19 protein-coding genes are annotated in these 26,875 nt (G+C 72.1%); 15 read left to right on the top strand and 4 right to left on the bottom strand.

The genetic code is table 11. The annotated features are described in order from the left end of the window. Window positions 1-12: 12 nt before the first annotated feature. Genes ABEA34_RS16855 through ABEA34_RS16845 form a run of 3 tightly spaced genes read right to left on the bottom strand, consistent with a single transcriptional unit; the run spans window position 13 to window position 11,124 of the window. A complete protein-coding gene (locus tag ABEA34_RS16855; protein ID WP_345522557.1) occupies window positions 13-6,162 on the bottom strand; it encodes a carboxypeptidase regulatory-like domain-containing protein in 6,150 nt (2,049 codons plus the stop codon). After that, window positions 6,159-8,768, bottom strand: coding sequence for a carboxypeptidase regulatory-like domain-containing protein (locus tag ABEA34_RS16850; RefSeq protein ID WP_345522556.1), 2,610 nt, complete (start codon window positions 8,766-8,768; stop codon window positions 6,159-6,161). The genes ABEA34_RS16855 and ABEA34_RS16850 overlap by 4 nt, the downstream gene beginning before the upstream one ends. Window position 8,769: 1 nt before the next feature. Continuing rightward, window positions 8,770-11,124, bottom strand: coding sequence for a carboxypeptidase regulatory-like domain-containing protein (locus tag ABEA34_RS16845; protein ID WP_345522555.1), 2,355 nt, complete (start codon window positions 11,122-11,124; stop codon window positions 8,770-8,772). Between the two features lie 316 nt (window positions 11,125-11,440). Between ABEA34_RS16845 and ABEA34_RS16840 the strand changes: the two genes are divergently transcribed. The 3 genes from ABEA34_RS16840 to ABEA34_RS16830 are packed head-to-tail and all read left to right on the top strand — an operon-like array spanning window position 11,441 to window position 12,903. Further along, the gene (locus ABEA34_RS16840) at window positions 11,441-12,007 is read left to right on the top strand and encodes a Pvc16 family protein (RefSeq protein WP_345522554.1); all 567 of its coding nucleotides are present in this window, start codon (window positions 11,441-11,443) and stop codon (window positions 12,005-12,007) included. After that, window positions 12,000-12,494, top strand: coding sequence for a septum formation family protein (locus ABEA34_RS16835; protein ID WP_345522553.1), 495 nt, complete (start codon window positions 12,000-12,002; stop codon window positions 12,492-12,494). The genes ABEA34_RS16840 and ABEA34_RS16835 overlap by 8 nt, the downstream gene beginning before the upstream one ends. 19 nt (window positions 12,495-12,513) lie before the next feature. Next, window positions 12,514-12,903 carry a DUF4280 domain-containing protein gene (locus ABEA34_RS16830; protein WP_345522552.1) on the top strand — a complete coding sequence of 130 codons (390 nt, stop codon included), beginning with the start codon at window positions 12,514-12,516 and terminating at the stop codon, window positions 12,901-12,903. Between the two features lie 12 nt (window positions 12,904-12,915). Here ABEA34_RS16830 and ABEA34_RS16825 read toward each other — a convergent pair whose 3' ends face one another. After that, on the bottom strand, window positions 12,916-13,917 hold the full coding sequence (locus tag ABEA34_RS16825; protein WP_345522551.1) for a helix-turn-helix domain-containing protein: 1,002 nt from the start codon (window positions 13,915-13,917) through the stop codon (window positions 12,916-12,918). Window positions 13,918-14,073: 156 nt separating this feature from the next. Between ABEA34_RS16825 and ABEA34_RS16820 the strand changes: the two genes are divergently transcribed. From ABEA34_RS16820 to ABEA34_RS16765, 12 genes are read left to right on the top strand one after another with little or no spacing between them, the layout of a single operon-like run. Then, window positions 14,074-15,648, top strand: coding sequence for a phage tail sheath family protein (locus ABEA34_RS16820; protein ID WP_345522550.1), 1,575 nt, complete (start codon window positions 14,074-14,076; stop codon window positions 15,646-15,648). 53 nt (window positions 15,649-15,701) lie between these two features. Then, window positions 15,702-16,175, top strand: coding sequence for a phage tail protein (locus ABEA34_RS16815; protein WP_345522549.1), 474 nt, complete (start codon window positions 15,702-15,704; stop codon window positions 16,173-16,175). 4 nt (window positions 16,176-16,179) lie between these two features. Further along, window positions 16,180-16,614 (top strand): hypothetical protein, encoded by a 435-nt coding sequence (locus ABEA34_RS16810; RefSeq protein ID WP_345522548.1) that lies wholly within the window; start codon window positions 16,180-16,182, stop codon window positions 16,612-16,614. Window positions 16,615-16,634: 20 nt separating this feature from the next. Next, window positions 16,635-16,811: a DUF6760 family protein gene (locus tag ABEA34_RS16805; protein ID WP_345522547.1), complete on the top strand. Its 177-nt coding sequence runs from the start codon at window positions 16,635-16,637 to the stop codon at window positions 16,809-16,811. Beyond that, window positions 16,798-17,280, top strand: a complete 483-nt coding sequence (locus ABEA34_RS16800) for a phage tail protein (RefSeq protein WP_345522546.1) — start codon at window positions 16,798-16,800, stop codon at window positions 17,278-17,280. Before ABEA34_RS16805 ends, ABEA34_RS16800 begins: the two co-directional genes overlap by 14 nt. Then, window positions 17,277-20,852: a hypothetical protein gene (locus ABEA34_RS16795; RefSeq protein ID WP_345522545.1), complete on the top strand. Its 3,576-nt coding sequence runs from the start codon at window positions 17,277-17,279 to the stop codon at window positions 20,850-20,852. The genes ABEA34_RS16800 and ABEA34_RS16795 overlap by 4 nt, the downstream gene beginning before the upstream one ends. Further along, a complete protein-coding gene (locus ABEA34_RS16790; protein WP_345522544.1) occupies window positions 20,852-21,514 on the top strand; it encodes a CIS tube protein in 663 nt (220 codons plus the stop codon). The genes ABEA34_RS16795 and ABEA34_RS16790 overlap by 1 nt, the downstream gene beginning before the upstream one ends. A 1-nt stretch (window position 21,515) precedes the next feature. After that, complete coding sequence (locus ABEA34_RS16785; RefSeq protein ID WP_345522543.1) at window positions 21,516-23,288, top strand: phage baseplate assembly protein V; 1,773 nt, start codon at window positions 21,516-21,518, stop codon at window positions 23,286-23,288. Continuing rightward, window positions 23,288-23,725 (top strand): GPW/gp25 family protein, encoded by a 438-nt coding sequence (locus tag ABEA34_RS16780; protein ID WP_345522542.1) that lies wholly within the window; start codon window positions 23,288-23,290, stop codon window positions 23,723-23,725. Before ABEA34_RS16785 ends, ABEA34_RS16780 begins: the two co-directional genes overlap by 1 nt. A gap of 8 nt (window positions 23,726-23,733) precedes the next feature. Continuing rightward, a complete protein-coding gene (locus tag ABEA34_RS16775; protein WP_345522541.1) occupies window positions 23,734-25,683 on the top strand; it encodes a putative baseplate assembly protein in 1,950 nt (649 codons plus the stop codon). Next, on the top strand, window positions 25,680-26,267 hold the full coding sequence (locus ABEA34_RS16770; RefSeq protein WP_345522540.1) for a phage tail protein: 588 nt from the start codon (window positions 25,680-25,682) through the stop codon (window positions 26,265-26,267). The genes ABEA34_RS16775 and ABEA34_RS16770 overlap by 4 nt, the downstream gene beginning before the upstream one ends. After that, the gene (locus tag ABEA34_RS16765; RefSeq protein WP_345522539.1) at window positions 26,264-26,857 is read left to right on the top strand and encodes a hypothetical protein; all 594 of its coding nucleotides are present in this window, start codon (window positions 26,264-26,266) and stop codon (window positions 26,855-26,857) included. Before ABEA34_RS16770 ends, ABEA34_RS16765 begins: the two co-directional genes overlap by 4 nt. Window positions 26,858-26,875 lie beyond the last annotated feature (18 nt).

Below are 26,875 nucleotides of genomic sequence, written 5' to 3'. Positions count from 1 at the left end.
GCCGACCCGCGCCTAGGGTGCCGCGCCAGCCACCCAGGCCGTGCCGTTCCAGCTGGCCGTCGAGCTGTCGGCGAGGACGACCCGCTGGCCCGTCGTCCACGCGGTCGAGGGGCTCGGCGTGATACCGGAGAGCGACGCCAGGTTGGCCGGCGTGGCCGCGCCCGCCGGGGTGAACGACCCGGGCTTGCCGGCCGTGGCGCCCGTCGCGGGCGGCGGCGGGATGGCCAGGTTGATCGTGTAGCTCCCGTTGGGGGCCGTGATCTGGAGGTGGTCGCTGTCGCTGCGGCTGGGACTCGGACTGGCGACGGTCGCGGTGACCGTCCAGTCGCCACGCGGCAGGTGGAAGGTCTGGGTCCCCGACACCGTCGTCGTCGGAGCGCCGAGCGGGATCGTCTCGCCGGACGGCGCGGTCAGCTGGAGCGCCGCCTCGCCACCGCCCAGCCCGCTGACGTGGACCACCAGGGTGGCGTGCTTCTCCTTCAGGTCGAGCAGGACCGTCGCGGGTGACGACCCGTCGCCGGTGTCGTCGAGCGTCACCTGGTCGGCCGCGTCGCCCCAGAAGCTGTCGGGCGTGGCGAGCGTGGCCGAGACGTCGTGCTGCACCCCCGTCGGGAGCCAGATCGTGACCGCGTCGCCGGTGGTGACCGCCAGGTCCGTGAGGTACGGCGGCAGCGAGACCAGCGTGCCCGTCGGCGCGGTGTGGCCGAAGGCCGGCTCGACCGTCGCCTTCGTCGTGATGTCCAGGCGACCCTCGTCGACCTCGACGGTCGCGGTCGTGGCGGTGGTCGTAGCCTTGTCCCGCGACACCACGAGCTTGCCGGTGCAGGTCTGGGTCGCGTCGGCGGGCAGGTTGCTCTTCAGGCCGCTCAGCGTCCCGTGGTGCGAGCTCGGCAGCGTGACGTCCACCTGCCAGCAGCCCCAGTGCACCCCGGTGAACGAGGCGACCCATCCACCTGCACCGTCGGTCGCCAGCGTCCCCGCGGTCAGGACGGTGCCGTTGGTCAGCGTGACCGTGCTGGACGAGAGGTCGTCGTTGGCCCAGGCCGGGTCCAGCGTGATCTTGACGTCGCGCTTGACCGACACCATCAGGGTGTTGATCGGCAGCACCGCGCCGATCACGTGGTTGAACGTGTACGGCCCCAGCACCTGCGTCCGGTAGCCGTCGAGCGCCACCTTCACGTAGTAGTCGTCGTCCGGGACGGTGCGGATCTGGAAGTTGCCCGATGCGTCCGTCTCGGTCGCCATCGGCGCGTTGTCGCTGCCGTCCTCGGTCTCGGCGGCCGTGCAGGTGGCCGTCTTGCAGAGCGTGATCGCGGCGCCCTCGAGCGCACCGGGCGAGGCGATGTCGTCGGCGGTGATCGTCCCGTGCGCGACGTTGGCCGCGCGCACGACCGAGATCGAGATGACCTGCCCGTTGGCGGCGATCGTGGCCGACTGGGTCGCCGCCTGCAGCCCGCCGCCGCTGACGCTGACGACGTACGCGCCCGGGATGATGTCGGTCAGGTCGTACGCCGTGCCGTTCTGGACGGCCGCCTTGACCAGCTCGGTGCCGGACGAGGTGACCCGCAGGAGCTGGACGTTGGCCGTCCGCGGGTACGGCGTCCCGGTGCCGTCGAGCAGCACGACGGACACGTTGACGGGGTCCTGGTAGAGGGTGAGGGTCGCGGTCCCCAGGTTGCCCGGGAAGCTGCTCACCGCCGTCCCGGAGCCGATGAGCGAGTAGCCCGGCGACGACGCGGTCACCAACCACGACTTGGTGGTGTCCAGCCCGGCCGCGTCCGCGGTGCCGGTGATGCTGTAGGAGCCGTCGGCGGCCGTGGTGCCCGTGAAGACGGTCCCGGTCGTCGCGGTGCACGCCGCGGTCGTGCACTGCTGGACCCGCACCGTGGCGCCGACGAGGTTGTCCACCGGAGTCGTGGCTGGCGACTTCGCCCGCACTCCCTTCACGGTGCCCGAGATCGTGCCGAGCTTCGTCAGGGCGGCGCCGCAGACCGTCTGCTGACCGGGCTCCAGCCTCACCGTCGGCGGCGAGGTGGGGGTGCAGGTGAGGGTGTTGTACGCGGGCGCGGACGTGAACGCGTAGCCGGCGGCCCGGACCCCGACCTTGTAGCCGTCGTCGACGCGGGGGTCGAGTCCCGTGAAGGTCACCGACCCGGCGCCGGCGGTGTCGGTGAGCGTCTGGATCAGCGTCCCGTCCTGGTAGAGCGAGTAGCGGGCGCCGGTCACCGGCGTCGCGCTGCTCGTGGCCCCGACCTTGAGCGACGACAGCGTGGTCAGGGTGAGCGTGTTGCCGGTCTTCCAGTGGCACGCGTCGACGGCCGTGGGGACGGCGGGGTCGCAGGAGAGGATCCCCTCGGCCGGGAGGTAGCCGGCCCGCGTCGCGGTGATCTTGTAGTCGCCGGGCAGGACCTTGCCCGCGGCCTTGGCCCGCTCGTCGTTCCAGACGAGGCTGCCGGTGCCCGTCCCGGACGCGCTGACGCTGAGGCCGGTGATCGGACCGGTGATGGGCTGCGCCGTGAAGGCGACCTGGCTCCAGTCGAAGCCCGCGTCGGCCGGGAAGACGACCGGGGCGACCGTGCCGAGGAGCACGGGGAGCGGCACCATCGTGAAGCTGTTCGCGGTGGACCCGGTCGTCAGCGTGATGTTGGTCCTCGTGTCGGGGGACACGAACTCGTCGGCGCTGAGCTGGACCGACGACGCCGCCGGCGAGAGGAACGTCTGCTTCCCGCGCGACGGGGCCGCACCGGCCGGCCACGAGCAGAGACCGGACGAGACGATGGGCGAGGTCGAGGCGGACTTCTCGATGATGAAGCAGCCGTCGTCGCTCTTCGTGGTCATCGAGACCGAGCCGAGGTTGACCGAGTCGTCGGCGCCGTACGAGATCGGGGCGGACACCGTGACGCTGGCACCCGGGACCGGGGTCGCGACGCCGTCCCTGTTCCAGGTGACCCGGCCGACCACGTCGGCGATCCCGCTGGTCAGGTTGAGCCGGACCGGCACGTCCTGGTTGAGCCCCATCGACGCGCTCGTGCTGGCCGAGACCCCTCCCCCGGTGGCCGCGACCGTGTAGGTGCCGGTCGGGACCTTGGTGAACGACACGACGCCGTCGCCGTTGGTCGTCGCCGCCTGCCACGGACTGGCTGCCCCGTTGAGCGTCAGCGAGACGGACGCGCCGGAGGCAGGGACGAGCGCACCCGTCGGGCCCGGCTTGCGCACGGTGATCGTCGAGCGCGCGAGGCGGTTGAGGTTGAAGGACTGGTTGCGGGTGACGCCCGACTCGAGCAGGACGGTGGCCGGGCTCGGCGAGACGTACTCCAGGTCGGCCGACCTCACGTAGACGGTGTAGGTGCCGTCGGCCGGCACCTCGATCGAGTAGTTGCCCGCGCCGGTGACGTACGCGCAGACGCGGGTGTCGCCGGGGTCGAAGGTCGCCACGTCGTGCTGGCACGCAGCGGCGTCACCGGTGCCGACGTCGCAGCCGGGGTCGGGTACGTCGGCGTCGGCGATGTCGGTGCCCGCGACGGCGTAGATGCAGGTGTTGGCCGGGACGGTCGCCCCGGGAGGAGCACCCGCGGAGGTGTCCGGCACCTGCGGGGACCCCACGACCGTGGTGAGCGTGCCGACGATCTTGGGCGCCGGCAGCAGCGCCAGGGTGCCGACGTTGACGGTCTGGTCGTTGCCGACCTGCACGGTGGTGGTCGCCGAGGAGTAGTGCGGTGCCGACACCCTGACCGTGTGCACGCCCGGCAGCAGGCCGCCGCTGGGATCGAGGAGCGGGTCCGGGAGCGTGAACTGGTCGGTCGGCAGGAAGTCGGTCGTGTAGGTGTGGTCGTCGGCCGTGCCGTCGTCGACGCCGGGCTCGACGACCGTGGCCACCACGCACTCGTCGGGCCCGCTCGCGTCGCAGGTGATGGGCAGGCTGGTGCTGCCGTCGATGGCGCGGCCCTGCACGGCCGAACGGGCGGCGAGCACACCGCCCTCGACCTGGGTGATCTGCCGGTTGGCGGTCGCCGTCTTCCCGGCCCGGACCGTGACCGTGACGTGGTCGCTGACGTAGCCGAAGAACTGCGTCTGCAGCGAGTAGGTCCCCGGGGCGACCCCGTCGAAGAGGTAGCCGCCCGACGGCTCCGACGTCGACATCGTCTTGTAGGTGTTGTCCGCGTTGGACAGGGTCAGACCGGCGCCGATGATCCCGCTCGCGTCGCCGGACGTCGACAGACCGGTGATCGTGCCGGTGACCGATCCCGTGGACGCGACGAGGTTGGCGTCCGCGACGGCCCGCGACTGACCCGGCTTGAGGTGCACCTTGCTGGTCTGGGTCTGCATGCCGGGGCCGGTGAGCGTGACGACGTACGTGCCGGGGACCGGGAGCCCCGGCACCGTGTAGGTCCCCACGAACTCGGCCGAGACCCGCGCGTTGCTGCGGGCCGCCTTGTCACCCTGGGTCAGGGTGGTCGCCGTGCGGACGACGCCGTCGTCGCTGGTGACCGTGACGGTCGCACCGCCGACGCCGGCGAGCGCGCCCGCCTCGTTGACCGCCTGCACCTTGCCGACCAGGCTCGCGACGCCGTTGCGCAGGCGCAGGTCGGCGGTCGAGGTGCCGCCCGCCGCCAGCTCGACCATGCGCGACTCGCTGGAGTAGCCCGGCTTGGCGGCCTGCACGACGTACGTGCCGGGCGTCGACAGTCCCTTGACCGACCAGTGGCCCACCCGGCCGCGCGAGTTGCTGCTGGTGGTGAGGGTGTTGGTGCCGTCGGTGATGGTGACCGTGGCCGCTCCGACGGCGCCCTGCGGGCCGGTGACCGTGCCGGACAGGGTGCCCTCGCCGGCCTCGAGGTCGACCTCGAGGGGCTCCGCCGAGGCCTCGCTGGTCGAGTCGATCACGAAGGACTGCTTCTGGAAGCCCCCCTTGGTGAAGGTCAGCAGGTAGTAGCCGGGCTTCTTCACGCCGGCGAACGCCCAGGAGCCGTCCTCGGTGGTCGTGGCCGTGCGGTTGGGGGGCGTCGTGGGGAGCGCCCGGTTGAGGAACGCCGACGCCAGGCTCATCCCCGAGGTCCCGAGCTGCGTGCTCGGTACGCCGACGCCCACGCCGCCCTGGGCGTCCTCGTCGACGAGCGACGTCGGCTCCAGGCTCACCTTCACGCCCGCCGGCTGCTCGCCGGCGACGGTCCCGGTCAGGGCGATCTCGTCGTCGGGGACGTCGGCCGCCTGCTGGGTGCCGCCCTTGCCGCCACCCTTGCCGCTGTCGCCGCCCTTGCCGGCTCCCTTGTCGCCGCCCGAGCCCCCGGAGCCGCCGGAGCCGCCGGCCTCGTCGCCTCCGGACTTGCCGCCGGCCTTGTCACCGTCGACCGTCTTGGCGGTGGTGGTCTCGCTCGACCGGTCGCCGATCTTGTGCGCGAGCTGCGGGATGAAGATGACCGCCGCGCCGATCCAGATGGCCAGGACGGAGAGCAGCGCGACCGCCTTCATCAGCATCGTCCCGATGAGCGGGTGCTGGGTGACCGAGCCCTCGACGTGCCGCAACGACTCCGTGCCGCTGGCGCTGACGGTGTAGGTGTGGTGCTCCGTGGCGCCGAAGAGCCGCCGGTGCGTCACCCGCGCCCGACCGCGCACGACCTCGGTCGCGCCGGGCAGCACCTCGACGACCTTCTTGCGGAAGCGCACGTGCACCCGGGGCGACGTCTGGACCTCGAGGGTCACCCGGGCCGGCTCGCTGCCGCGGTTGCGCAGCGCCAGCTTCATCCGGCGCGTCGACACCGTCGAGACCGACCGTGGACGGAGCTCGAGCGTCAGCTGGTTGCGCGGGTTGACCACGAGGGTGCTGTCGACCATCACCGCCTGGGCGCCGGCGGGCCGGCCGGTGGCGGGGTCGAGGGCCTGCACGGTGAACGCGAAGGGGTAGTGCGCAGGGACGGTGCCCTGCGCCGGCGACAGCACGAGCGTGACGATGACGCTCTGCCCGGGCTCCAGCGCGGCGGTCCGCACGGGTGTCGGCAGCCATCCGGCGTCGACGCCGAGCGCCCCCACCGCGAGGATCCGCGGTGCGTCGGCGTTGTTGGTGAGGGTCACCTCGACGGGCAGCGGCGACCCGGCCGAGGTGCGCAGGTGCGTCGCCACGACCAGGCCGGGTGCCGGCTCCGTGCCCGGGTAGCTCGAGGTCATGGGTCCGCCTTCACGGTGATGATCCGCTGCTCGCTCGCGGCGAGCTGGACGGTCCGCGAGCCGAGCGGCGCGCTGCCGCGGGTCGGGCGCACCTCGATCACGTACACCTCGGGGGCGTCGATGTCGTCGAACGCGAACTTGCCCTGCGCGTTGGTGCGGACGGTCCGGTAGGGGTCGTCGGGGTAGCTGGACGACCGGTAGATGTCGACGTACCAGCCGGCCGGTACGGCGCTGCCGTCCTGCGTCACGGTGCCGGAGATGGACGCAGCGGCCGCCAGCACGGGGCTGTAGTCGCGCACCTGCCCGGCGGTGAGCTGCATGATCGTCGACGTCGGGCTGACGCCGTTGCGGCTCACGCTGACGGTGTAGGTGCCGGGCGGGATGTTCTCGACGCGGTAGCTGCCCTTGTCGCTGGCCGGGACCGACGCGGTGATGACCGAGTACGTCGCCGAGCCGGAGCTCAGCTGGACGGTCACCTCGCCGACCGGGACGACGGACGCTCCGGAACCCGTGCCGGGCTGGCTGATCGTGCCCTTCACGACCGCCGCCGACGGCTGCATCGCGACGGCGATGCCGTCCGCGGTCACCGTCCCGCCCTGTGAGCCGGGCGTGATCTCGCCGCCCGCGTCGAGCGAGACCGACACGGTCTGCGAGGCGAGGTCCGCGCGGGTGAAGGTGACCGTGTAGGTGCCGGGCACGGCGAGGCCGCCGACCTTCCACGCACCGATGTCGCCGGAGCTCTGGGTGGCCGTGACGATCGTGTGCTCACCGTCGGTGACGGTCACCGCGACGCCCGCCGCCGGTGCGCGGTCGGGCAGCAGCGACACGTCGCCCTTGAGCGAGCCGGACGACTTCCCGAGCGTCATGCCGACGCCGGTCAGCTTCTGGCCCTTCCCGAGCGTCAGCGTCATCGTCTGCGAGGCGAAGCCGGGCTTGCTCGCGACGACCGTGTAGCTCGCCGGAGTGGGCAGTCCGCGGAGCGTGAAGGTGCCAACATCCCCGTTGTTGAGGGAGATCGTCGTGACCTCGGTCTGGCCGGAGGTGGCAGTGATCGTGACGCCGCCGAGATGCCCGGCGGAGGAGCTGACCACGCCGGAGATGACGCCGTCGCCCTTGCGCAGGGTGATCTCGACCCCGCCGCGCTCCTCACCGGCGCTCACGTCGACGCGCTGGGTCGCGGTGGCGTACCCGGTCTTGCTGACGACCAGGTCGTACACGCTCGGCGAGGGCACGTTGGTGAGCTCGAAGGAGCCGTCGGCGCCGATCGGGACGGTCTGCACGATGGCACCCGTGCCGCTGGCCGAGCCCGGGACGCTCGCGACCGGCACGGTGAGGGCCAGCGTGGCGGCGGAGACGTCGTCGCCGAGGACGGTCCCCTTGATCGAGGCCGGTACGCCGCCGAGCGACACGTCGAGACCGGCCTTCTTGCTGTTGGCCTCGAGCGTCACCGTCTCGGAGTTGTCGGCCGAGAGCGCCTGCGGGAACCACAGCTGGACGAAGCCGGCGCCGCGGAACGTGAGCTTGTAGTCCCCCGCTGGGAGGTCGGAGACCGCCCAGGTGCCCTGCTTGCTGGTCGCGGTGGTGGCCACGGGCGCGGACGTGTCGTCGGCCGGGTAGACGTCGATGGCGACACCCGGCACGGGCTGGCCGGACGTGAGGAGCAGCACCGTGCCGGACATGCCGCTGCTCCCGGAGGTCGCCGCGGCGTTGCGCGCCTGGGCGATCTCGAGCGCCAGGTTGCGGTCGGCGGCGGACTGACCGACGAGCTTGGACAGCGCGAGGGTGATCACGATCGCGAACACCGACAACGCCACCAGGAGGCCGAGCAGCGACAGCAGGCCGCGGCCCAGCACCGCCTTCTGCATGAACGAGGCGTTCGCGAGGACCGGCTCCTCGGAGCCGGGGGTCGGGGCGGCCGGGTTCTTCCGCTTCTTCTTCTTGCCCGTCAGCGACAGCTTCTGCGCCATGGTCTCCGGCGGCGGCTCCGGCGCCGGCAGCGGCGCGACGTACCCCTCGGGGTGGGGGTCCTCCATGCCGATGTCGAGCACCCGGACGAACGGACCGCCGACGAACGGCCGCTTCGCCTTGGCCTTGATCTCGACGACCGCGTGCTCGCCGGGCTGGAGATCGAGCATCGGGGGGTCGAACTCGAAGCGCACCTGGCCCTCGGCGTCGGTGCCCGTGAGCCGGCTCCGGACCGTGGTGTTGCCGGTGTTGTCGACGAGCAGGCCGAAACGACCGACCTTGCCCGCGCTCAGCGCCATCGGGTCGACCCGCATCTGGACGGACCGCGCCTCGGGCACGACGAGGACGACCTCCTCGATGCTGGTCGCCTCCGGCGGGGTGAGCTCACGCACCTGGACCGTGATCCGGCGGTCGCCGGCGACCATCCCGTCGGGCACCGTGATCTGCGCGGTGATCGTCCGGGTCTCGTCGGGGAAGAGCGAGATGTCGCTCTCCTCGAGCTGGATCCAGCTCGGGTCGGCGCCCAGGAAGCGCAGCGTGTAGCCACCGATGACGTCGCTGGTGTTGCTGATCGTGATCTCGAGCGGCTCGGGGCGGTTCGGGACGGCGATGATGCGGCGCTGGCTCAGCTCGACGTACATCTCAGCCCGCCGAGTCCAGCGCGAAGCTCTGGACGGAGGTCGCCCCGGACCTCACCGTGACCATGCCGGTCTGCTGCTTGATGCCGTTGGCCGTGACCGTGACGCTGTAGGTGCCGGGCTGCAACGAGCTGAAGAGGTAGCCGCCGTTGGCCAGCGGACCGCCCGCGGCACTGCTCGTCGTCACCCACGTCCGGGCACCGTTGGTCGCGGTCACCGTGGCGCCGACGTACACGCCGCCGGCCGGACCCTTGACGGTGCCCCTGATGCCGCCGAGCTGCGTGGCGAGGGTGACGGTGATCTTCGGCGGTGCCCCGTCGTCGCTGAGGCTCACCGGCACCGTCTCGGGGGCGTAGCCGTCGGCGAGGAACGACAGGGTGTAGTCGCCGGGGGCCGTCAGACCGCAGATCGAGAAGGTGCCGACCGCGCCGTCGGTCAACGTGGTGGTCGACGGGAGCGCGCTGGTGTCGGACCCGCCGCTCAGCACCGAGCCGCCCTGCACGACCCGGACCCCACCGAGCGGGTTGCCGTCGGCGTCCTTCGCGGTGCCGATGACGCAGCCGGTGCCGGCCACGAGCTTGGTGTCGACGCCGGCCTTGCTCTGGCCCGCCTCGAGGTCGACGATCACGGCCTTGGAGCCGTGGTCCTCGCTCGTGAACGTGAGCATGTAGGTGCCCGGCGTCGGCAGGTGGTCGAGGGTGAAGGCGCCGATCTGCCCGGTCGTCGGCGTGATCACCGAGACCTCCTGGCCGCCGACCGTGTAGGTGATCTTGACGTTGCCGAGCGGGCTGGTGCCGTCGGTGACCGTGCCGCTGATCTGCCCGGTGCCCGCGTCGAGGACCACGGTCGGCTGGATCCGCGCCTCGCCACCCGCCACGGTCGTGACGACCTTGGTGGCCGAGTAGCCGGGAGCCGTGAAGCTGAGCTCGTAGGTGCCGGGCGCCGGCAGGTTCTCGAGCGTGTACGTCGAGCCCTTGGCGACCGTCGTGGCGACCTTGTCGGCCTCGCCCGTCGCCGTCGTCATCCGGGCGACCACCTTGGTGGTGACCGGCACCAGGGAGTCGCCGGGGTCGATGTCGCCCGTGATGCTGCCGGGCTTGCCCTCGATCACGGCGTTGATGCCCTCGGACTTGCCCTGGGCGGCGACGCTCACCTTCGTCGCCCCGGCCTTCGTCGCGCCAGCCGCGGAGGGTGAGCTCTGGTACCAGACCGGGCGGTAGCCGTCGGCGCTGAACTTCAGCACGTAGCTCGTCGGGAAGAGCCCGGCCAGGCTGTAGGTGCCGTCGGTCTGGGTGGCGGCCGAGCTGACCTCGATCAGCTTGGTGCGGCCCTGGCGGTAGGCCTGGACGGTGATCCGTCCGGCGGGGAGCTGGTCGCTCGCCGCGGTGACCGTGCCTGAGATCTCGCCACCGACGCCGGCGGGCAGCAGGCCGGTCTTGGGCATCGCGCCGGCAGGTGCGGCGGCCGCGTCGGCCGCACCGCCGGTCGCACCGTCCCCGCCACCACCGGCCTCGCCGTCCGCACCGGTGCCCCCGGTGTCCGCGGACACGGGGAAGAACGAGGCCGGTGCCGTCTTCGTCATCGGGTCGCCGGCGAGGACCTGGGTCAGGCCCAGCAGGAAGATCGCCGCCCAGAGGGCGACGATGCACATCAGGATCAGCGCGGTCAGCAGGCCCCGGCTGACCAGCGGCTTCTGACGCAGCCGGACGAGGGTCTCGCGCTCGAGCTCGGGACCGGTCTCGGTCTCGTCCATCGCGGGGATGGTGTGCGCGCGCTTGGCCACCAGCCCGACGGTGACCATCCGGTCGGCCTCGGAGCCGGTGAACATCCGCGGTCCCTTGACCGTGAGGATCACCGGCGTCGCGATGCCGGGCTCCACGTGGACCGTCTCCGGGGTGAACCGGGTCCTGGTCCGCTTGTCCTCCTGGGTCGACGACAGCGCGGCGTCGAGGGCGACGTTGCCGCTGTTCTCGACCGTGAGGACGAAGCGTCCCGAGCGCTTGGAGCGGATCGTCTGGGGCTCGGGCGACATCTTGATGCCGGGCCGGGCCGAGACGGACAGGTCGATGTCGACGTGCTGCGTGGGCGAGCCCGACCCGTGGGAGACCACCGCGATCGTCAGCGGGTGCATGCCCGCCGGCTGGTGGTTGGGCACACCGATCGACAGCGTGATCTGGCCCTGGGCGTCGGGGAAGAGCGGGAGCAGCTGCGGCTCGACCGAGATCTGCCCGTCCGGCAGGCCGATGACGTGGGCGGTGACGCCCTCGATCAGCTCACCGGTGTTGACGACGTCGACCCGGACCTCGACCGTCTCACCCGGGTGGGAGGTGACGAGGCGGTGCTCGGTTGCTACCCGCACGACGACCCCTCACCCAGGGGGCGGGAGCCGGGCCCGGACGGGGGCGCACCGAGGACAGGGGAGGCTCCTCCCGAGCCCCTCCTCGCCTCTCTGCTAGAGGTCAACTGCACGTCGTTCCCAACCCCGTGTCCGGCCTGGTGGCTGACCGTCCGATCCTAGGAATCGAAGGGCCGCTCGCGTGGCCGAATCGGGAAACCCGAAAGGGTCAATCCCCTGGCCCGTTCGGGTGGTGTGACCACCCCCCCAGATGGACCGACCCGAGGGGTGATCTGACCGATTTACTGTGGCCCCTGCCGATGCGTGCCAGACTCGCCGGGTGTTCATCAGCCACGTGGACTCGGGCCTGGAGAAGCTGCTCCGCACGCGGCTCCCGCTCCCCGAGGAGATGGGTGACGTGTCGTTCGACCCACCCAGTGGCAACTGGTCCGCCCAGCTCTCGCGGATCACGGTCAACCTGTTCCTGTACGACATCCAGCGCAGCAACCAGCCCTCGGCGCCGACGACCCGCAGCCTCGACGGCGGTCCGGCGCAGCGCCGCCGACCGCAGCCGATGATGCAGCTGGGCTACCTGGTCAGCGCCTGGGCCGGCAGCCCCCGCGACGAGCACCAGCTGCTCGGCGACGTGGTGAGCATCATGGCCGGCGTCGAGGCGATCCCCGACGACCTGCTCCCGGACGAGCTGTCCTCGACCGTCCGGCTCGGCCTGGGCGACTCGGACAACAAGGTCCGCGAGATCTGGGCCGCCTCGGGCGGCTCGCTCAAGGCGTCGTTCAGCCTGATGGTCACCGTCGCGGCCGACACCTTCGACTGGGAGCTCACGCCCCCGTCGGTGGAGCGGATCAGCGGCATGGCGTCGCGGATGGACGACGGCCCGAATGCCTGACCGCACGCGCCTCGGGCGGTGCGGCGCGACCGCGCTCGCCGTCGTCCTGGCCCTGCCCCTGCTCGCCGGCTGCGGCTACTTCCGCAACGACGACGAGGGCGAGGGCGTGTCCGTCTTCAAGATCGAGCCGGGCCAGTGCTTCGAGGGCCAGGGCGAGGTCAAGGCCCAGCTCAGCAAGCTCACCGAGGTCGACTGCGACCAGGACCACGCACAGGAGTCGTACGCCGTGGTCCCCTACGTGAGCGACACCGGCGAGGCCGCCGACACCTACCCCGGTGACGATGCGCTCGCGAAGTTCGCGAACGGAGCGTGCGCCGGCGAGTACGGGAAGTACGTCGGCGTGGACTACCTCGACTCCAAGCTCTTCTACACCTACCTGCTGCCGTCGGCGCGCAGCTGGGAGAACGAGGACGACCGCAGCGTCATCTGCTTCGTCACGAGCGCCGGCGAACCGTTGCAGGGCTCGGTCAAGGGCTCGAAGCGCTGAGGAACGAGGAGGAAACGTCATGGGTCAGAACGCGGTGATGGGCGCGATGCTGCAGTGCTCGTTCGGCCTGGCGCCCTCGACGCTGGTCGCCAAGGGCACCAGCAAGGTGATGGTCGAGGGCCGGCCGGCGGCGACGATCATGGACAACGCCGGCGGTGCCAACATCCCCCCGTTCGGCATGTGCAACAGCCTGGCCAACCCGACCGTCGCCGCCGCGACCGCCGCCGCCCTGGGCGTGCTCACGCCGATGCCCTGCGTCCCGCTCGTTCCCGCGCCGTGGGTGCCCGGCGCCGTCAAGACGATGCTCGGCAAGCAGCCCGCCCTGGTCTCGGGGTCCACCTGCATGTGCGCGTACGGCGGGGTCATCCAGATCACCATGCCCGGCGCCATGCGGACCACGTCCGGCTGACTGGCTCGGAAGTCACTTGACGATTGGCCGGGCCGGCATCAGCCGCCACGGCTCGGCACCGCTCGACCGGGCCCCGAGCGACCAGGCGAAGACCTCCCCCGGCGCGAGCCCGAGCCGGACCCGCTCGGCGCCCGCCACGAGGGTGGTCGGGTCGGCGGCGCCGTACGCCGCCATCCAGAGCCACGCGTCGAGCATGCGGGGCCAGCGATCCGGGTCGCGCGCGGTGTGCACGGAGATCCGGGAGCGCACCGCGAGCGCCTCACGGAGCGCCGGCAGGCTGACCGGTCCGCGGCCGTCCGTCACCAGGTGGAGCCGCGACGCCGTCGGCCAGTGCGCACGGCACCGGTTGACCTCGTCGAGGAAGCCGAGCAGCGCCGCGCCCGCGTCGAGGGGCGCCGGCGGCAGGTCGCGGTGCAGGGCCGCCGCGAGGTCGTGCAGCGCATCCTGCGCGGCCGAGTCGTCGGACCGGTCGCCGGCGCGCGAGGGTTCGCGCAGGTCCAGCACGGCGAACGACTCAGGAGGCCCGATCCGCAGGGCGAGCACGGTCGCCACCCGGCCGGTGAGCGGGGGCGTGACGGCGAACCGGTAGCCGCCGCGCACCGGCTGCACGCCGTACGTGTGCCACGCCCGGACCACGGTGCCACGACCCACGCCGAGCTCGTCCCCGAGCACCCGCGACGACCAGTGCGTGACACCCAGGCGCCGCCGTGGCTGCGCGAGGGTCGCCCGGAGCACGTCCGTCGCCGACGCCTCCGGACGGCGGCCCGGGCGGGCGAGGTCGGTCAGCCCGTCGATGCCGCGCTCGGCGTACCTCTGGCGCCAGACCAGGACCGTCGGACGGGAGACGCCGACCTTGTCGGCGATCTCGGTGTTGGACAGTCCGTCCGCGGCGAGCAGCAGGATCCGGGCCCGCTGGGCTAGTCCAGCCCGCACGGTCGGGCTCCGCGTCATCGCGATGAGCCTGGGGTGGTCCCCCTCGCGCAGCTGGAGCGGCGCGGCGGGGCGGTTGGGCATGCCCGATCATGAGGACGACCGCCGCGAACCGTCAAGACATCTCTGCGCCATCGGAGTAGTCATTTCGGGTCATGTGTCGCCGTTCTCGTTGCACGGCCCCCGGGCCGGGAGCAGTGTGCCGATGTCCAGCAACCTGTCCTGAGAGCGGATGAAGAGATGCCCACATACACCGCACCCGGCGTCTACGTCGAAGAGGTCCCGTCGTCCCAGAAGGTCCTGTCAGCCGCGCCGACCGCGGTAGCAGCCTTCGTGGGCTTCACGGCCACCTTCCCGAGCGACGACCCCAACGACCCCCAGGGTCTGTCCCCCCGGCTCGTCACGAGCTGGACCCAGTTCGAGTCCCTGTACGGCGGCTTCGCCGAGGGCTGCATCCTGCCGCTCTCCGTCTACGGCTACTTCGCCAACGGCGGCAGCATCGCCTACATCTGCCGGGTCCCGAACACGGAGCCCGCTGGTGAGCCGGCCCGCCTCGCCCTCCCGGCCGCGGACCGCTCGCTCGGCCTGCCGGTCGCCGTCGAGAGCCTGGAGCCCGACGCCAACATCGCCCTGCAGGTGACCACCGACGACGGTGGCGAGGACGACGTCGACGGCCCGGCCACCTTCACGATCACCGTCCTCGAGGGCGGCGCGGCCGTGGAGTCCTTCTCCGGCCTCGGCTTCGGCAGCGGCGACAGCAACGTCGCGACCAAGGTCAACGCCACCTCGACGAAGATCAAGATCGACCTCAACCTCGACGAGGACGTCGACCTCGCGTCGCAGCTCGAGCTCGTGAAGCCGGGCGTCTACCCGCTCGAGAAGGCCGCCCCCACCCCGGTCCCGGTGACCGGCGCGAAGTTCGCCGGCTCCGAGTCGGCGCGCAAGGGCATCAACGGCCTGGCCGTGGCCGAGGACGTCACCATGGTGATCGTCCCCGACCTCGTCACCGCCGCCACGGGCGAGGACGGCACCATCGACCTCAACCTCTGGAAGGCCGTGCAGACGGCGCTGATCTCGCACTGCGAGCAGAACGGCAACCGGATGGCGGTCCTCGACGCGCCTCCCGGGATGTCCCCGCAGCAGATCAAGGAGTGGCGCAGCGACGTCGCCATGTACGACTCGGCGTACGCCGCGCTGTACTACCCCTGGGTCAAGGTCGACAACCCGACCGGCGTCAACGGCAACACCGAGATCCTGATCCCGCCGTCGGGCCACGTGGCCGGCGTCTGGGCCCGGACCGACGACACCCGCGGCGTGTGGAAGGCCCCGGCCAACGACACGATGCGCGGCGTCCTCGACATCGAGCGCACCGTCACCCAGAACGAGCAGTCGCTGCTCAACCCGATCGGCATCAACTGCATCCGCCCGTTCGGCACCCGCGGCATCCGCATCTGGGGCGCGCGCACCCTCTCGTCGGACACCGACTGGAACTACATCAACGTCCGTCGCCTCTTCAACATGGTCGAGGCGACGATCCTCACCGGCACCCAGTGGGCGGTCTTCGAGCCCAACGACATGGCGCTGTGGGAGGGCGTGAAGCGGACCGTCGGAGCGTTCCTCCGCGGCCTGTGGTCGGCCGGTGCGCTGTTCGGCACGTCCGCCGACGAGGCGTTCTACGTCAAGTGCGACGCGGAGACCAACCCGCCGGAGTCGATCGACCAGGGCCTCCTGGTCGTCGAGGTCGGCATCGCGCCGGTCAAGCCGGCCGAGTTCGTGGTCTTCCGCATCAGCCAGAAGAAGCAGGTCGCCGGCTGACGCCGGGACCCCGTCACCCCACGAGACCTCACTAGAGACCGGAGTCCACAGTCATGCCCAACGACCTCATCTCAACCGACCCGATCGTCGCCCAGAACTTCTACCTGGAGATCGACGGCGAGAACATCATCCTGTCCGGCGTCTCGGGCCTCGACGTCGAGCACGACGTCGTCACCATCCAGCAGAACGGCCCCACCGGCCGCATGCAGGTGGTCAAGACCCGGGGCAACACCCAGAAGGCGCCCGACCTGACCATCACCCGGATGGCGCCCTCGGACGCCATGGCCGACCCGATCTGGAAGTGGTTCATCGCGATCCGAGACAAGGGTCTGACGATGGACCGGGCCAGCGCCCGCAAGAACGGCTCGATCGTCCTCTACGACACGTCGTTCGTGGAGATCGGCCGCTTCAACTTCATCAAGGGCTGGCCGAGCAAGATCGCGACCGACGCCGTGAGCACGGAGTCCAGCGAGGCGGTCAAGGAGACCATCACCCTGGTCATCGAGCGCCTCGACCGGGTTAAGTAGGCACGTGAGCTCACTGCGTACGTCGTACGAATTCACCCTGCCGCGTGGCTACGTGGACGGGCAGGGTCGTCTGCACAAGACGGGCACGATGCGGCTGGCGACAGCGCGCGACGAGCTCGAGCCGCTGCGCGACCCGACGGTGCAAGGCCCCGACGACCCGCGTCTCACCATCCTGGTGCTGACGCGGGTCGTGGAGGCGCTCGGCAGCCTCGACCTGGTCACCTCGTACGACATCGAGGGCCTCTTCGCGGTCGACCTGGCGTTCCTCCAGGACTTCTACGGGGTGATCAACTTCGGCAGCCAGGAGGAGTACGACGCACTGGTCAACGCCCAGGCGTCGTCCGCCCTCCTCGGCACCGAGCCGACACAACAGCCGGATCCGGGTCCGCGACCGAACTTGCGTCGAGCGGTCGAGGAGATCCCGCGCAAGGCCCAATGAGCTGAGGTGACCGCACAATGATGCGTTACCCCACCGAAGCCCTCTGGCAGGAGATAGCGTTTCTCGCGTACCACCTGCACTGGCGCATGGACGAGCTGCTCGACCTCGAGCACATGGACCGGGTCCGCATGGTGCGAGCGGTGGTCTCGTTGAACGATCGAGCCTGGCAGGCGGTGCGTGAGTATGGGCAGCAGTGACACCACAACGCCTCTCGGTGGCGACCTGCCGATCGCCAACCGCTTCCTCTTCGAGCTCGACGGCGTCGAGCTCGGCGTCTTCAAGGAGGTCTCCGGCCTCAACGTGACGGTGCAGGTCGAGGAGATCCGCGAGGGCGGCCAGAACAGCTACTCGCACCAGATCCCGGGCCGGATGAGCTGGCCCAACCTGGTCTTCAAGCGCGGCGTCACCAACGCCAACGACCTCTTCGACTGGTTCAACAAGACCTCGGGCGAGGGCTTCGCCAGCAACTCCAACAAGCTGACCAAGTCGACCGGGGCGGTCACCGTGATCGATCCCGTCGGCACCCGGCTGCGCTCGTGGGAGTTCATCGACGTCTTCCCGGTGCGCTGGCGCGGCCCCGACTTCTCGGTCGAGAGCCGCGACCCGCTCGAGGAGGAGCTCGAGGTCGCGCACCACGGCTTCCGGGCGGTCACGCAGGCGTCATGACGACCCCGTCCTCGGAGGCTCCCGCCCCGGTCGAGCTGCGGCTGGGGCGCGACGTCGCACGCCGGATGCGGCTGCCCGGTCCGCCGGTCGGCCGGCCCCTGCCGAGCCGGATCGGCAGCCTCGCGTCGTCGGTCTCCCGCTTCGCAGCCGCGACGTCGCGGCCGGTCGACGTACGCCGTGCGCTCATCGGGCCCGACCCCCGCGGTCTCTCCGCCAGCTCGGCCCCGCCGCGCTGGTGGACCCCGGTCGAGCGTCAGCCCGAGTCCCCCGCGTCCGCACCGGACTCCGGGGACGCCGCAGTCCGGCGTACGACCGACGCGCCTGGCGGGACGCCGGCCTGGCTGTCGTCCGCCCGTCCGGTCGCCATCCGCCGGCTCCCCGAGCGCAGCCTCCCGCGCGCGGCGCGCGAGGTGCCCAACGAGGCGACCTGGACGCCGGGCGGCATCGTGGGCGGTCTGCGCGGTGAGGTCGCCCGGATCCGTCGCATGGACGAGGTCGCCGCCGTCGGCCCGATGCTCACCCAGAACGACCGGGCCAAGCTGAACGCCGGCATGGCCGCCCGCCAGGCCCAGCAGGCCGCCGCGCAGCAGGCGACCAGCCAGCCGGCGGTCGCCCGGCGAGCGACCACCCGCACCCCGCGCCAGCCGGCCTCGGCAGCGTCGGCGCCGCCTTCTGCATCGGAGCCCCCGACAGGTCCGGCCGCCCCATCGGCGGTCGTCGCGCCGGCTGCGGCTCCCGCGCCGGCCGGCGGTGCCCCTTCCACCGTCTCCCGGTCCGCATCGGTGGATCCGACACCGGCGGCCCCGGCGATCCCGGCGTCCCCGGCCAGCGGTGCCCCCTCCACCGTCTCCCCCTCGGCATCGGTGGAGCCCGCACCGCCGGGCCAGCCCGCGCCGGCCGGCGGTGCCCCCTCCACCGTTCATCGCTCCACATCGGTGGATCCGACGCCGCCAGCCCCGCCCGCGCCCACCGGCGGTGCCCCCTCCACCGTTTCCCGCTCAACATCGGTGGATCCCGCACCGCCGACCAGCGCCGGGCACGCGACGAGCCCCGGCAGCGGTGCGCCAGCAACCGTCGCGGGCAGCGGATCGGTTGCTCCCGCGGCGGGCGACACTGCCGCCGCGGTGGGCGCGCCCGTGCGACGCGTGGCCCGGCCGTCGTGGCAGCTGCGCTCGCAGCAGTCACGGTTCGCGGGCCTGGTACGCCGCACCCCGATCGGCCACAGCGGCCACCCGGCTTCGGTCCCGTCCGCCGCCACGGCGCCCCCCTCCGCCCCCATCGTGGGACTGGCGAGCATCGTCAGTCGGCTGGCGACCCCCGACCGGGCTCGCCCGGTCGGCGCGACCGCCGGCTCGACGGCCGGGCCCGGCTCCGGCCCCACCACGGGGCTCGAGACCGCGGTGCGCGGCAGCACGACCGTCACCGCCGCCGGGCCCGCGCTGATCGCGGGTGGCGCCGACGCGCCCGCCACGATCCGTCGGCACGCCTGGTCGGCCGGGAGCCTCGTGATGCGTCAGGCCGCCGGCGCCCGCGAGCAGGCCGGCCTGGCCAGCATCGCCCGCGCGACCAGTCCGACGGCCACCGGGACGGTCAGCCGCTCGACCGGTCCCGGGACCACCGCCGCACCGGGTACGACGACGCGCTCTGCGTCGACGTCTCCCGGCCAGGCGAGCGCGGCGCCCGGCACGATGCAGACCTCCACGACTCCCTCCGCCACGACGCCCCGTGCTGCGCCGGCCGCCACGAGCCCGGACGCCGCGACACCGGCGGGCACAGCCCCCTCGGCCCCCGCAGCCCGAGCCGCCGAGCCCGTCGTACGCCGTCTGCCCTCGGCAGTCGGCCCTACACCGGTGACGTCCACCGACTCCGGGCAGCACGATCCGGCCGCGGCGACCGCGGCGACTGCCGCTGGCTCGCCTGTCTCATCGTCTGCCTCGTCGCCTGCTGGGCCTGCGGCCGGGTCGTCCTCCGCCGATCCCGGCACCGCAGCGGCTGCGCCCAGCACCCCACGCGGGCTCCCGCGACTGTGGCGTCGGGCGACCGAGGTCCGGCCCGCCACCGACGTCCGTACGTCGGTCCCGGCCCCGGTCGTGCGCCTGGCGGCCGAGCCCGGCGCCTCGACCCCGGCCGCTCCCGCCTCCGCGGCCACCGTCCGTCGCCTTCCGGCGGCTTCCGCACCGGCACCAGGCGCCGCGCCCGGAGCACCGGCAGCCACCACGCCGTCTCCAGGCACCCCGGCAGCCCGCACCCCGGCCGCAGGGATCGCCACCGCATCACCGTCCTCCCCGACCTCCCCGGCAGCACCGACGACGGCTCCGGCCGCTGCCGCTTCCCCGGCAGCGAGCACGGCAGCGAGCACGGCTGCGCGTCCGGTCGCCGCTCCTGGAGCACCCACAGGCACACCGGCCACAACCGCAGCCGCAGCCGCAGCCGCAGCAGCCACGCCTGCGGCCGCCGTACGCCGCTCGACCTTCCCGGCGAGCCGGGTCGGCGCGCACGTGGCCAGCCCCTGGATGGCCGGGGTGGCGGTCGGCATGCCGGAGCTGATGACGATCCGGCGGGCGACGGCACACGGCACCGACGCCAACCGCACGCTGGCGACCGGCTTCGGCGCCTCGCAGACGATCCGCCCGGCGGGCAGCCCCGTGGCCGCGCCGGTGGCCGCGGTCGGCGGCGAGTCCCGGCTCTGGCGGCGGACGATCACTCCCGCGGGCGTGGTCCGCAGCTTCGGCGCTCCCGCGGGGGCGTCCGCCGCGCCGATGTCGCTGACGACCCCCGCCGCCGCGGCAGCCGGCGCCGGCGCACCCGCCACCACGAGGACCGCCGCAGGCGTCGGGACCACCGCGGCCACCGCTCGCGCCTCCGCTCCGCCGGTCGGCTTCGCGGCCGGGTTCGCCACGGGCCGCGCTGCTGCCGGGGGCGGCGCCCCGGACGCACCACGCTTCTCGGGGGCCGCCCGGGCCGCCAGCCCGAGCGCTCCCGTGCGGCGCACCTGGCAGCCCTGGAGCGACTCCCCCGCTCCGGCCGGCACGGCGCCCGGCGCCGCTCCGACCACGAGCTTCCCCGCGGGACCCCCGGGCGCCGCGTCGGCCCCGAGCGGACGCCGCGCCGCACCCGACCTGCGCCGGATGACCGTCGCGCCGCCGCGCATCAGCGTCGCGCCCTCGCAGCCGCCGCCCCCTCCGGTCCCGGAGGTCGCCCGCACCGGCAACCTGCCGGTGCGCGCCCCCAGCAGCTCGCCCGTACGCCGGAGCAACACAGCGCCCGGCAGCTCGCTGGTCGACGCGACCGCCCACCTGTTCGCCACCCCGGACGCCCCGCTCGTCCGCCGCTACACCGACCCAGGAGGTTCCTCCATGCCTGTGCCATCCCAGTCCGGGGCATCGGGGGACCTGCAGATCCGCCGGACGATCACCCAGTCCGACCACTCGCCGGCGACCTCCGGCAACCCCGACTTCCTGTCCGACGGCGTGACCGACAGCCTCGTCGACAAGGTCGTCGAGCGCATCGAGCGCCGCGTGATCGAGGAGCTCGAGCGACGTGGCCACCGTCAGGGAAGAGGGCAGTACTGATGGCCGAGCTCGAGAAGGCGTTCCTGGAGATCGAGGGCTCCAACGACAAGGTGCCCTGCCTCTACAACCCCGAGACCGTCACGGTCGGCCGCCGCAACAACTGGGTCTCCAACCCGATGCCCGGCCAGGGCGTCCCCACGCTGCGGTACGCCGGCGCCAACTCCGGCTGGCTCAAGGTCGACCTCGTCTTCGACACGACCAACGACGGCACCGCGGTCACCACGCACACCGGCAAGATCGTCGACCTGATGGACATCGACCCGTCCCTCCCGGGGGCGGACGAGGCGACCAGCAACGTGCGCCCGCCGACGGTCACGTTCCACTGGGGCGACCTGCACTCGTTCAAGGCGGTGATCGAGGGGCTGCGCCTGAGCTTCACCTACTTCTCCTCCGCCGGCGTCCCCCTGCGCGCCAACATGGAGCTGGAGCTGCGGCAGTACGAGAAGTCCCAGGCGTTCGGCGCCCAGAACCCCACCTCGGGCACCCCGAAGCCGCACCGGGTCCACCGGGTGCAGCCCGGCGAGACCCTCGACCGGATCAGCGCGCGCTACTACGGGGACTCGACCCGCTGGCGCCTGCTCGCCTCCGCGAACGGACTCGAGGACCCGCTGGCCGTCCGGCCGGGGACGATGCTGACGGTCCCGCGTCTCGAGGGGTCCTGACATGACGACAGCGTCGATGGGGCTGATCAGCCCGGTCATCAAGGTCGGCGGCGCCACGCTCACCGCCGCCCAGTACGGCGCGCTGACCTACATGGAGGTCGACCTCGGCCTCAACCTGGTGGGCCGGGCGACGCTGCGCTTCATCGAGTCGTCGTACGACGTCGCCGTCTCGCCCACGTTCGGGCTCGGCACCGAGGTGGAGCTCGGGACCATGGGCACCGGCGCCGACAAGGACCTCTTCAAGGGCCTCGTGACCGGGGTCAGCCTCGACTACGACGCCGAGCGTGGCACCACGGTGCTGACCGTCACCGTGGACGACGCGTCGTACAAGCTCGGCCAGAACACGCAGAACACCGCGTTCCTGAACTCGACGTACTCGGACGTGATCACCAAGATGGTGTCCGGCACCGGCCTCACGAGCTCCATTGACGCCACCTCGGCCTCGCACCCCTACCTGCTGCAGACCGGCTCCAACCTGGCGTACCTCAACTGGATCGTCGGGCGCTGCGGCATGGTCTGGTGGGTCGACGTCGGCAAGCTGATGGTCAAGAAGATCTCGGCCGCCCCGAGCAGCCCGGCCGCCACGGTCAAGCTGGGCCAGGACCTGATCCGGCTGTCGACGCGGGCCTCCGGGCTGCACCCCGGCAAGGTGACCGTCACCGGGTGGGACGACGCCCAGCAGGCCGCGATCGCCAACGTCGCCTCCACCAGCGGCAGCGCCGAGGCGGGCCTGGTCGAGAAGTACCCGGGTCGCGCAGCACCCACCGGGACCGGCCTCAAGGTCTCCGGGGCGTCGCCGCTGACCGCCGACGAGGCCAAGCTGGTCAGCGAGACCATGCTCGCGGAGGCCACGGCGGCGGCCGTCACCACCCGCGGGACGTGCATGATCAACAGCGCGATCCGGCCGTTCACGAAGGTCGAGGTGTCCGACGCGGGACCGTCCTCGGGGAAGTTCCTGGTCACCCGGGTGCAGCACGTGTTCGAGCCCGACGGCTTCCTCACCCACTTCACGGCCGGACCGATCCGGCCCGAGGGCCTGGTCGACCTGCTGTCGGGCTCGCCCGACACGGCGGGCTCGACGATCAGCGGCCTGCTCGTCGGCGTGGTCACCAACATCAACGACACCGAGGGCAAGATCGGCCGGGTGAAGGTGAAGTTCCCGACCATCAACGGGGACATCGAGTCGGAGTGGGCGCGGGTCGTCACCCTCGGCGGCGGCGCGAAGCGCGGCGTGGTCTTCCAGCCCGAGGTCAACGACGAGGTGCTGGTCGGCTTCGAGCAGAGCGACACCCGGCGACCGGTCGTCATCGGCGGACTCTTCAGCAAGAAGAACGAGCTGCCCACGACCGACAACGTCAGCGCGGGCGGGAAGGTCGAGTACCGCCGGATCAACTCGCGCCTCGGTCACGTCATCGAGATCGCCGACGGCACCGGGCCGGACACCAAGCACATCCTGCTCAAGACCTCGAACGGGCACCTCATCCGCGTCGGCGAGGACAAGATGGAGCTGACCGTCGCCAACAAACCGATCTCGATCAGCAACGGCCAGGCCAAGATCGAGTTCTCCGACTCGGGCGACATCACCATCGAGGGCGTCAACGTCACCATCAAGGCCAAGACCGCGCTCAAGCTCGAGGGCGTGCAGCTCGAGGCCAAGGGCAGCGGCACCGCCAAGATCGAGGCCCCGGCGCTCGACGTGAAGGCGAGCGGTACGGCGACCGTCGACGGCGGCGGCATGCTGACGCTCAAGGGCGGAATGGTGGCGATCAACTGATGTCAGAGCTCCGGAGGCACGACGAGCCCGGTCAGGCGGACTCGTCCTTCATCGGCCGCGGCTTCTCCTGGCCGCTCGCCGTCGACCACACCGGCGCCATCGGCCTGTCCGCCGGCGTACCCGATCTCGACCGGTCGATCGAGATCGTCCTGATGACCGCTCCGGGCGAGCGCCTGATGCGGCCACAGTTCGGCTGCCGGATCTGGGACCTGCTCTTCGAGCCCGTGACCGGCAACCTGCTCGGCCTCATCGCCGAGGCGGTCCGCGACGCGCTCGCCCAGTGGGAGCCGCGGATCGTCGTCGAGGACGTGAAGCCCGAGCCCGACCCGGACAACCAGGCGCTGGTGCGCATCCAGATCACCTACCGGGTCCGCGCCACCAACGACCGCCGCAACCTCGTCTACCCCTTCTACGTGATCCCCCACGACGCCGAGTAGGACGCCCGATGCCGCTGCCCACCCCCGCCCTCGACGACCGGACCTTCCAGGACATCGTCGACGAAGCGAAGCGCCTGATCCCGCGCTACTGCCCCGAGTGGACCAACCACAACGTGTCCGACCCCGGGGTCGCGCTGATCGAGCTCTTCGCCTGGATGAGCGAGATGGTCCTCTACCGGGTCAACCAGGTGCCGGACCGGCTGTACGTGCACTTCCTGAACATGGTCGGCATCGAGCCGTTCCCGCCGTCGGTGGCCCGCACGGACCTGACGTTCTGGCTCTCGGCCGTGCTGGAGCAGCCGGTCGTGGTGCCCGCCACCACCCAGGTGATGACGCAGATGAGCGCCGCCGAGGGTGAGGGGGTCGTCTTCAGCACCGTCGAGGACCTGGTCATCGCGCCGCCGGAGCTGATCGCGGCCAAGTCGTCCGCCGCCGACAACGACCAGATCCTCGACGTGTGGGAGGACCTCCGCTTCGGCGCCGACGGCGCCAGCTGCTTCCCGGCGGACACGATCACCCCGGGCGACGCCTTCTACCTCGGCTTCCGCGACAGCCTGGCCGGCATGGTGCTGCGCCTCGCGGTCGAGGCCCGCGCGGAGGGCATCGGCGTCGACCCGCGCAACCCGCCCCTGATCTGGGAGGTCTGGAACGGCGAGGGCTGGCTGCCCACCCGGATCTACGAGGACACCACCGGCGGGCTGAACCGGCCCGGCGAGGTCGTGCTGATGGTCCCCGTCGAGCACCAGCCGCTGACGGTCGCCAACGAGTCGGCGTACTGGCTGCGTGCCCGGCTGCTGGCACCGAAGACGGGGCAGCCGATCTACCGCAACTCCCCCCGCGTGCGCGGCGTCGAGGTCTCCGCTCTGGGCGGCACCGTCGGTGCGGAGCATGCCGAGACGATCGGCGCCGAGGTGCTCGGGCGCAGCAACGGCGCCCCGGGCCAGACCTTCCAGGTCGACCGCTTCCCCGTGCTGCCGCGTCGGGACAGCGAGACGCTCCGGGTCGTGGACGGCGACCGCACCGACAGCTGGACGGAGGTCGAGGACTTCTCCGCGTCCGGGCCGACCGACCACCACTTCGTGTGGGACAGCGGCACCGGTGTCGTCCACTTCGGCCCCCGGATCCGCTACCCCGACGGCTCGATCCGTCAGCACGGCGCGATCCCTCGCGACGGCGCGTTCATCGAGGTGTCGGGCTATCGGCACGGCGGCGGCTCGCGCGGCAACGTCGGCGCCCGCACGCTGACCGTGATGCGGACGGCGGTCCCGTTCGTCAACGGCACGATCAACCTCGGCCCCGCGTCCGGTGGCGTCGACGCCGAGTCGGTCGCCGAGGCGAAGGTCCGCGGCCCGCTGACGCTCCGCACCGGCAACCGCGCGGTGACCGCCCGCGACTTCGAGCGGCTCACCATCGAGTCGTCGATCGAGGTCGCGCGGGCGCGGTGCCGCCCGGCGGGGCGCGACAACGGCGCGGTCCAGCTGCTCGTCGTACCGCAGGTCCGCACGGACCCGACCGGCCACCAGCTCGACGACTTCGCCATCTCGCCGCAGCTGATGACGACGATCGTGGACGCCCTCGACGAGCACCGGCTGGTCGGGACGTCGGTCGAGGTGAGCACGCCGTACTACCAGGGCGTCTCGGTCGTCGCGCTGCTGCACGGAGCTCCCGGCCGGCCGGCCGCCCTGGTGCGGCAGCGGACGATGGACGCGCTGTCGCGCTTCCTCAACCCGCTGGTGGGTGGGTCCGACGGGACCGGCTGGCCGTTCGACGCCGACGTCAACCTCGCCGTGATCACCCAGCTCCTGGAGAGCGTCGACGGCGTCGAGCGCGTCGAGGAGGTGCTGCTGTTCGAGTACGACCTGCGTACCGGTCGCCGCCTCGGCGGTGGCAAGGACGTGATCCGCCTCGACAAGCAGTCCCTCTTCCTGTCGGCCGGTCACCAGGTCGTCGTGCGATGACCGTCGAACGGCTGACCGCGACGGTGGTGCCGGGGGGACAGACCCGGCCGCAGCGCTCGCCCACGTGGATGCTGGACCAGCTGCCGGTCTCGATGCTCGACCACGACTTCTTCGTGCGGTTCGTCTCGATCTTCCAGGAGATGGGGGGCACGCTCCTCCAGGACGCCGACAACATCGAGCACGTCGCCGACACCACGGTCTCCCCGAGCCCGATGCTGCCCTACCTCGCCTCGTGGATCGGCGTCGAGACGATCGACGATTCCCAACCGGAGAGCCTGCAACGTCGTATCGTTGCCGGTGCAGCAAAGACGTTGACGTGGCGCGGTACCGCTCGCGGACTCAGGTCCTACCTGGAGCTGATCAGCGAGGGCCCGGCCGACGTCGAGGAAGGCGGCGGCATCTGGCGTGCCGGCGACGCACCTGAGGACACCGCGTGGGTGGTGATGAGGGTGCGGACGACGGGGCTCCTGGAGCTGACCGACTTCATCGACGTGGTCCGGGACGAGGTCCCCGCGCACGTGCGCGCCGAGCTGTACGTCGGGCCCGACCGGGTCTGGACATCTGAGGAGGAGTGGCCGGGGTGAGCGAGACGCTGGCCGGGAAGCACGTGTTCTCGGGCGATGAGCCGGACGACACCAGTCCCCTCACGCCCCCGGGCCTGTTCGTCGACGAGCAGGGGGTCGGCGACCAGCCGACCCAGGCGCTGGCGCCGCCCCTCGCCGTACCCACCGCCACGTCCGCACCGGAGGAGCGGGTCACCTGCCCCGAGTGCGGCACCGTCGCGATGGTCGCGCTGACCCGCCGCGAGTCCGACGACTTCTGCCGGCAGTGCGACTACCCGCTCTTCTGGACGCCCTCCAAGGTCCAGCTCGACAGCGGCACCACGGCCGGCGAGTCGCTGCGCCGCCTGCCCGGCACGTCCGGCCGGGTGATGGTCGGCTCGGTCCCGTGCCCGCACTGCGCGGAGGGCAACCTGCTCACCGCCGAGGTCTGCGCCCGCTGCGGTGGACTGATGAACCCGCCCGCGCCGGCCCCGGTCGTCGTCGCCCCGCCGCCGGCACCCGCGCCGGCCCCCGAGCCGAAGAAGCCGATCCCCTGGTGGGTCTGGGCACTCGGTGGCTCCACCCTCCTGCTGCTCATCGCGCTGGTGGTCTACTTCGTCGCCGGTCGCTGACGGGGTTCCGAAAACTAG

The organism is Nocardioides conyzicola (assembly GCF_039543825.1).
In the GTDB taxonomy this organism is placed as follows: domain Bacteria; phylum Actinomycetota; class Actinomycetes; order Propionibacteriales; family Nocardioidaceae; genus Nocardioides; species Nocardioides conyzicola.
Note: the sequence above shows the minus strand (reverse complement) of the source record. Positions and strands in the feature narration are given on the sequence as shown.

What these genes read in the sequence shown, in the direction of transcription:
- ABEA34_RS16855 (WP_345522557.1), bottom strand. Translation starts at nt 6,162, where the DNA reads ATGACCTCGAGCTACCCGGGCACGGAGCCGGCACCCGGCCTGGTCGTG.
- ABEA34_RS16850 (WP_345522556.1), bottom strand. Translation starts at nt 8,768, where the DNA reads ATGTACGTCGAGCTGAGCCAGCGCCGCATCATCGCCGTCCCGAACCGC.
- ABEA34_RS16835 (WP_345522553.1), top strand. Translation starts at nt 12,000, where the DNA reads ATGCCTGACCGCACGCGCCTCGGGCGGTGCGGCGCGACCGCGCTCGCC.
- ABEA34_RS16830 (WP_345522552.1), top strand. Translation starts at nt 12,514, where the DNA reads ATGGGTCAGAACGCGGTGATGGGCGCGATGCTGCAGTGCTCGTTCGGC.
- ABEA34_RS16825 (WP_345522551.1), bottom strand. Translation starts at nt 13,917, where the DNA reads ATGCCCAACCGCCCCGCCGCGCCGCTCCAGCTGCGCGAGGGGGACCAC.
- ABEA34_RS16820 (WP_345522550.1), top strand. Translation starts at nt 14,074, where the DNA reads ATGCCCACATACACCGCACCCGGCGTCTACGTCGAAGAGGTCCCGTCG.
- ABEA34_RS16815 (WP_345522549.1), top strand. Translation starts at nt 15,702, where the DNA reads ATGCCCAACGACCTCATCTCAACCGACCCGATCGTCGCCCAGAACTTC.
- ABEA34_RS16805 (WP_345522547.1), top strand. Translation starts at nt 16,635, where the DNA reads ATGCGTTACCCCACCGAAGCCCTCTGGCAGGAGATAGCGTTTCTCGCG.
- ABEA34_RS16800 (WP_345522546.1), top strand. Translation starts at nt 16,798, where the DNA reads ATGGGCAGCAGTGACACCACAACGCCTCTCGGTGGCGACCTGCCGATC.
- ABEA34_RS16795 (WP_345522545.1), top strand. Translation starts at nt 17,277, where the DNA reads ATGACGACCCCGTCCTCGGAGGCTCCCGCCCCGGTCGAGCTGCGGCTG.
- ABEA34_RS16790 (WP_345522544.1), top strand. Translation starts at nt 20,852, where the DNA reads ATGGCCGAGCTCGAGAAGGCGTTCCTGGAGATCGAGGGCTCCAACGAC.
- ABEA34_RS16785 (WP_345522543.1), top strand. Translation starts at nt 21,516, where the DNA reads ATGACGACAGCGTCGATGGGGCTGATCAGCCCGGTCATCAAGGTCGGC.
- ABEA34_RS16780 (WP_345522542.1), top strand. Translation starts at nt 23,288, where the DNA reads ATGTCAGAGCTCCGGAGGCACGACGAGCCCGGTCAGGCGGACTCGTCC.
- ABEA34_RS16775 (WP_345522541.1), top strand. Translation starts at nt 23,734, where the DNA reads ATGCCGCTGCCCACCCCCGCCCTCGACGACCGGACCTTCCAGGACATC.
- ABEA34_RS16770 (WP_345522540.1), top strand. Translation starts at nt 25,680, where the DNA reads ATGACCGTCGAACGGCTGACCGCGACGGTGGTGCCGGGGGGACAGACC.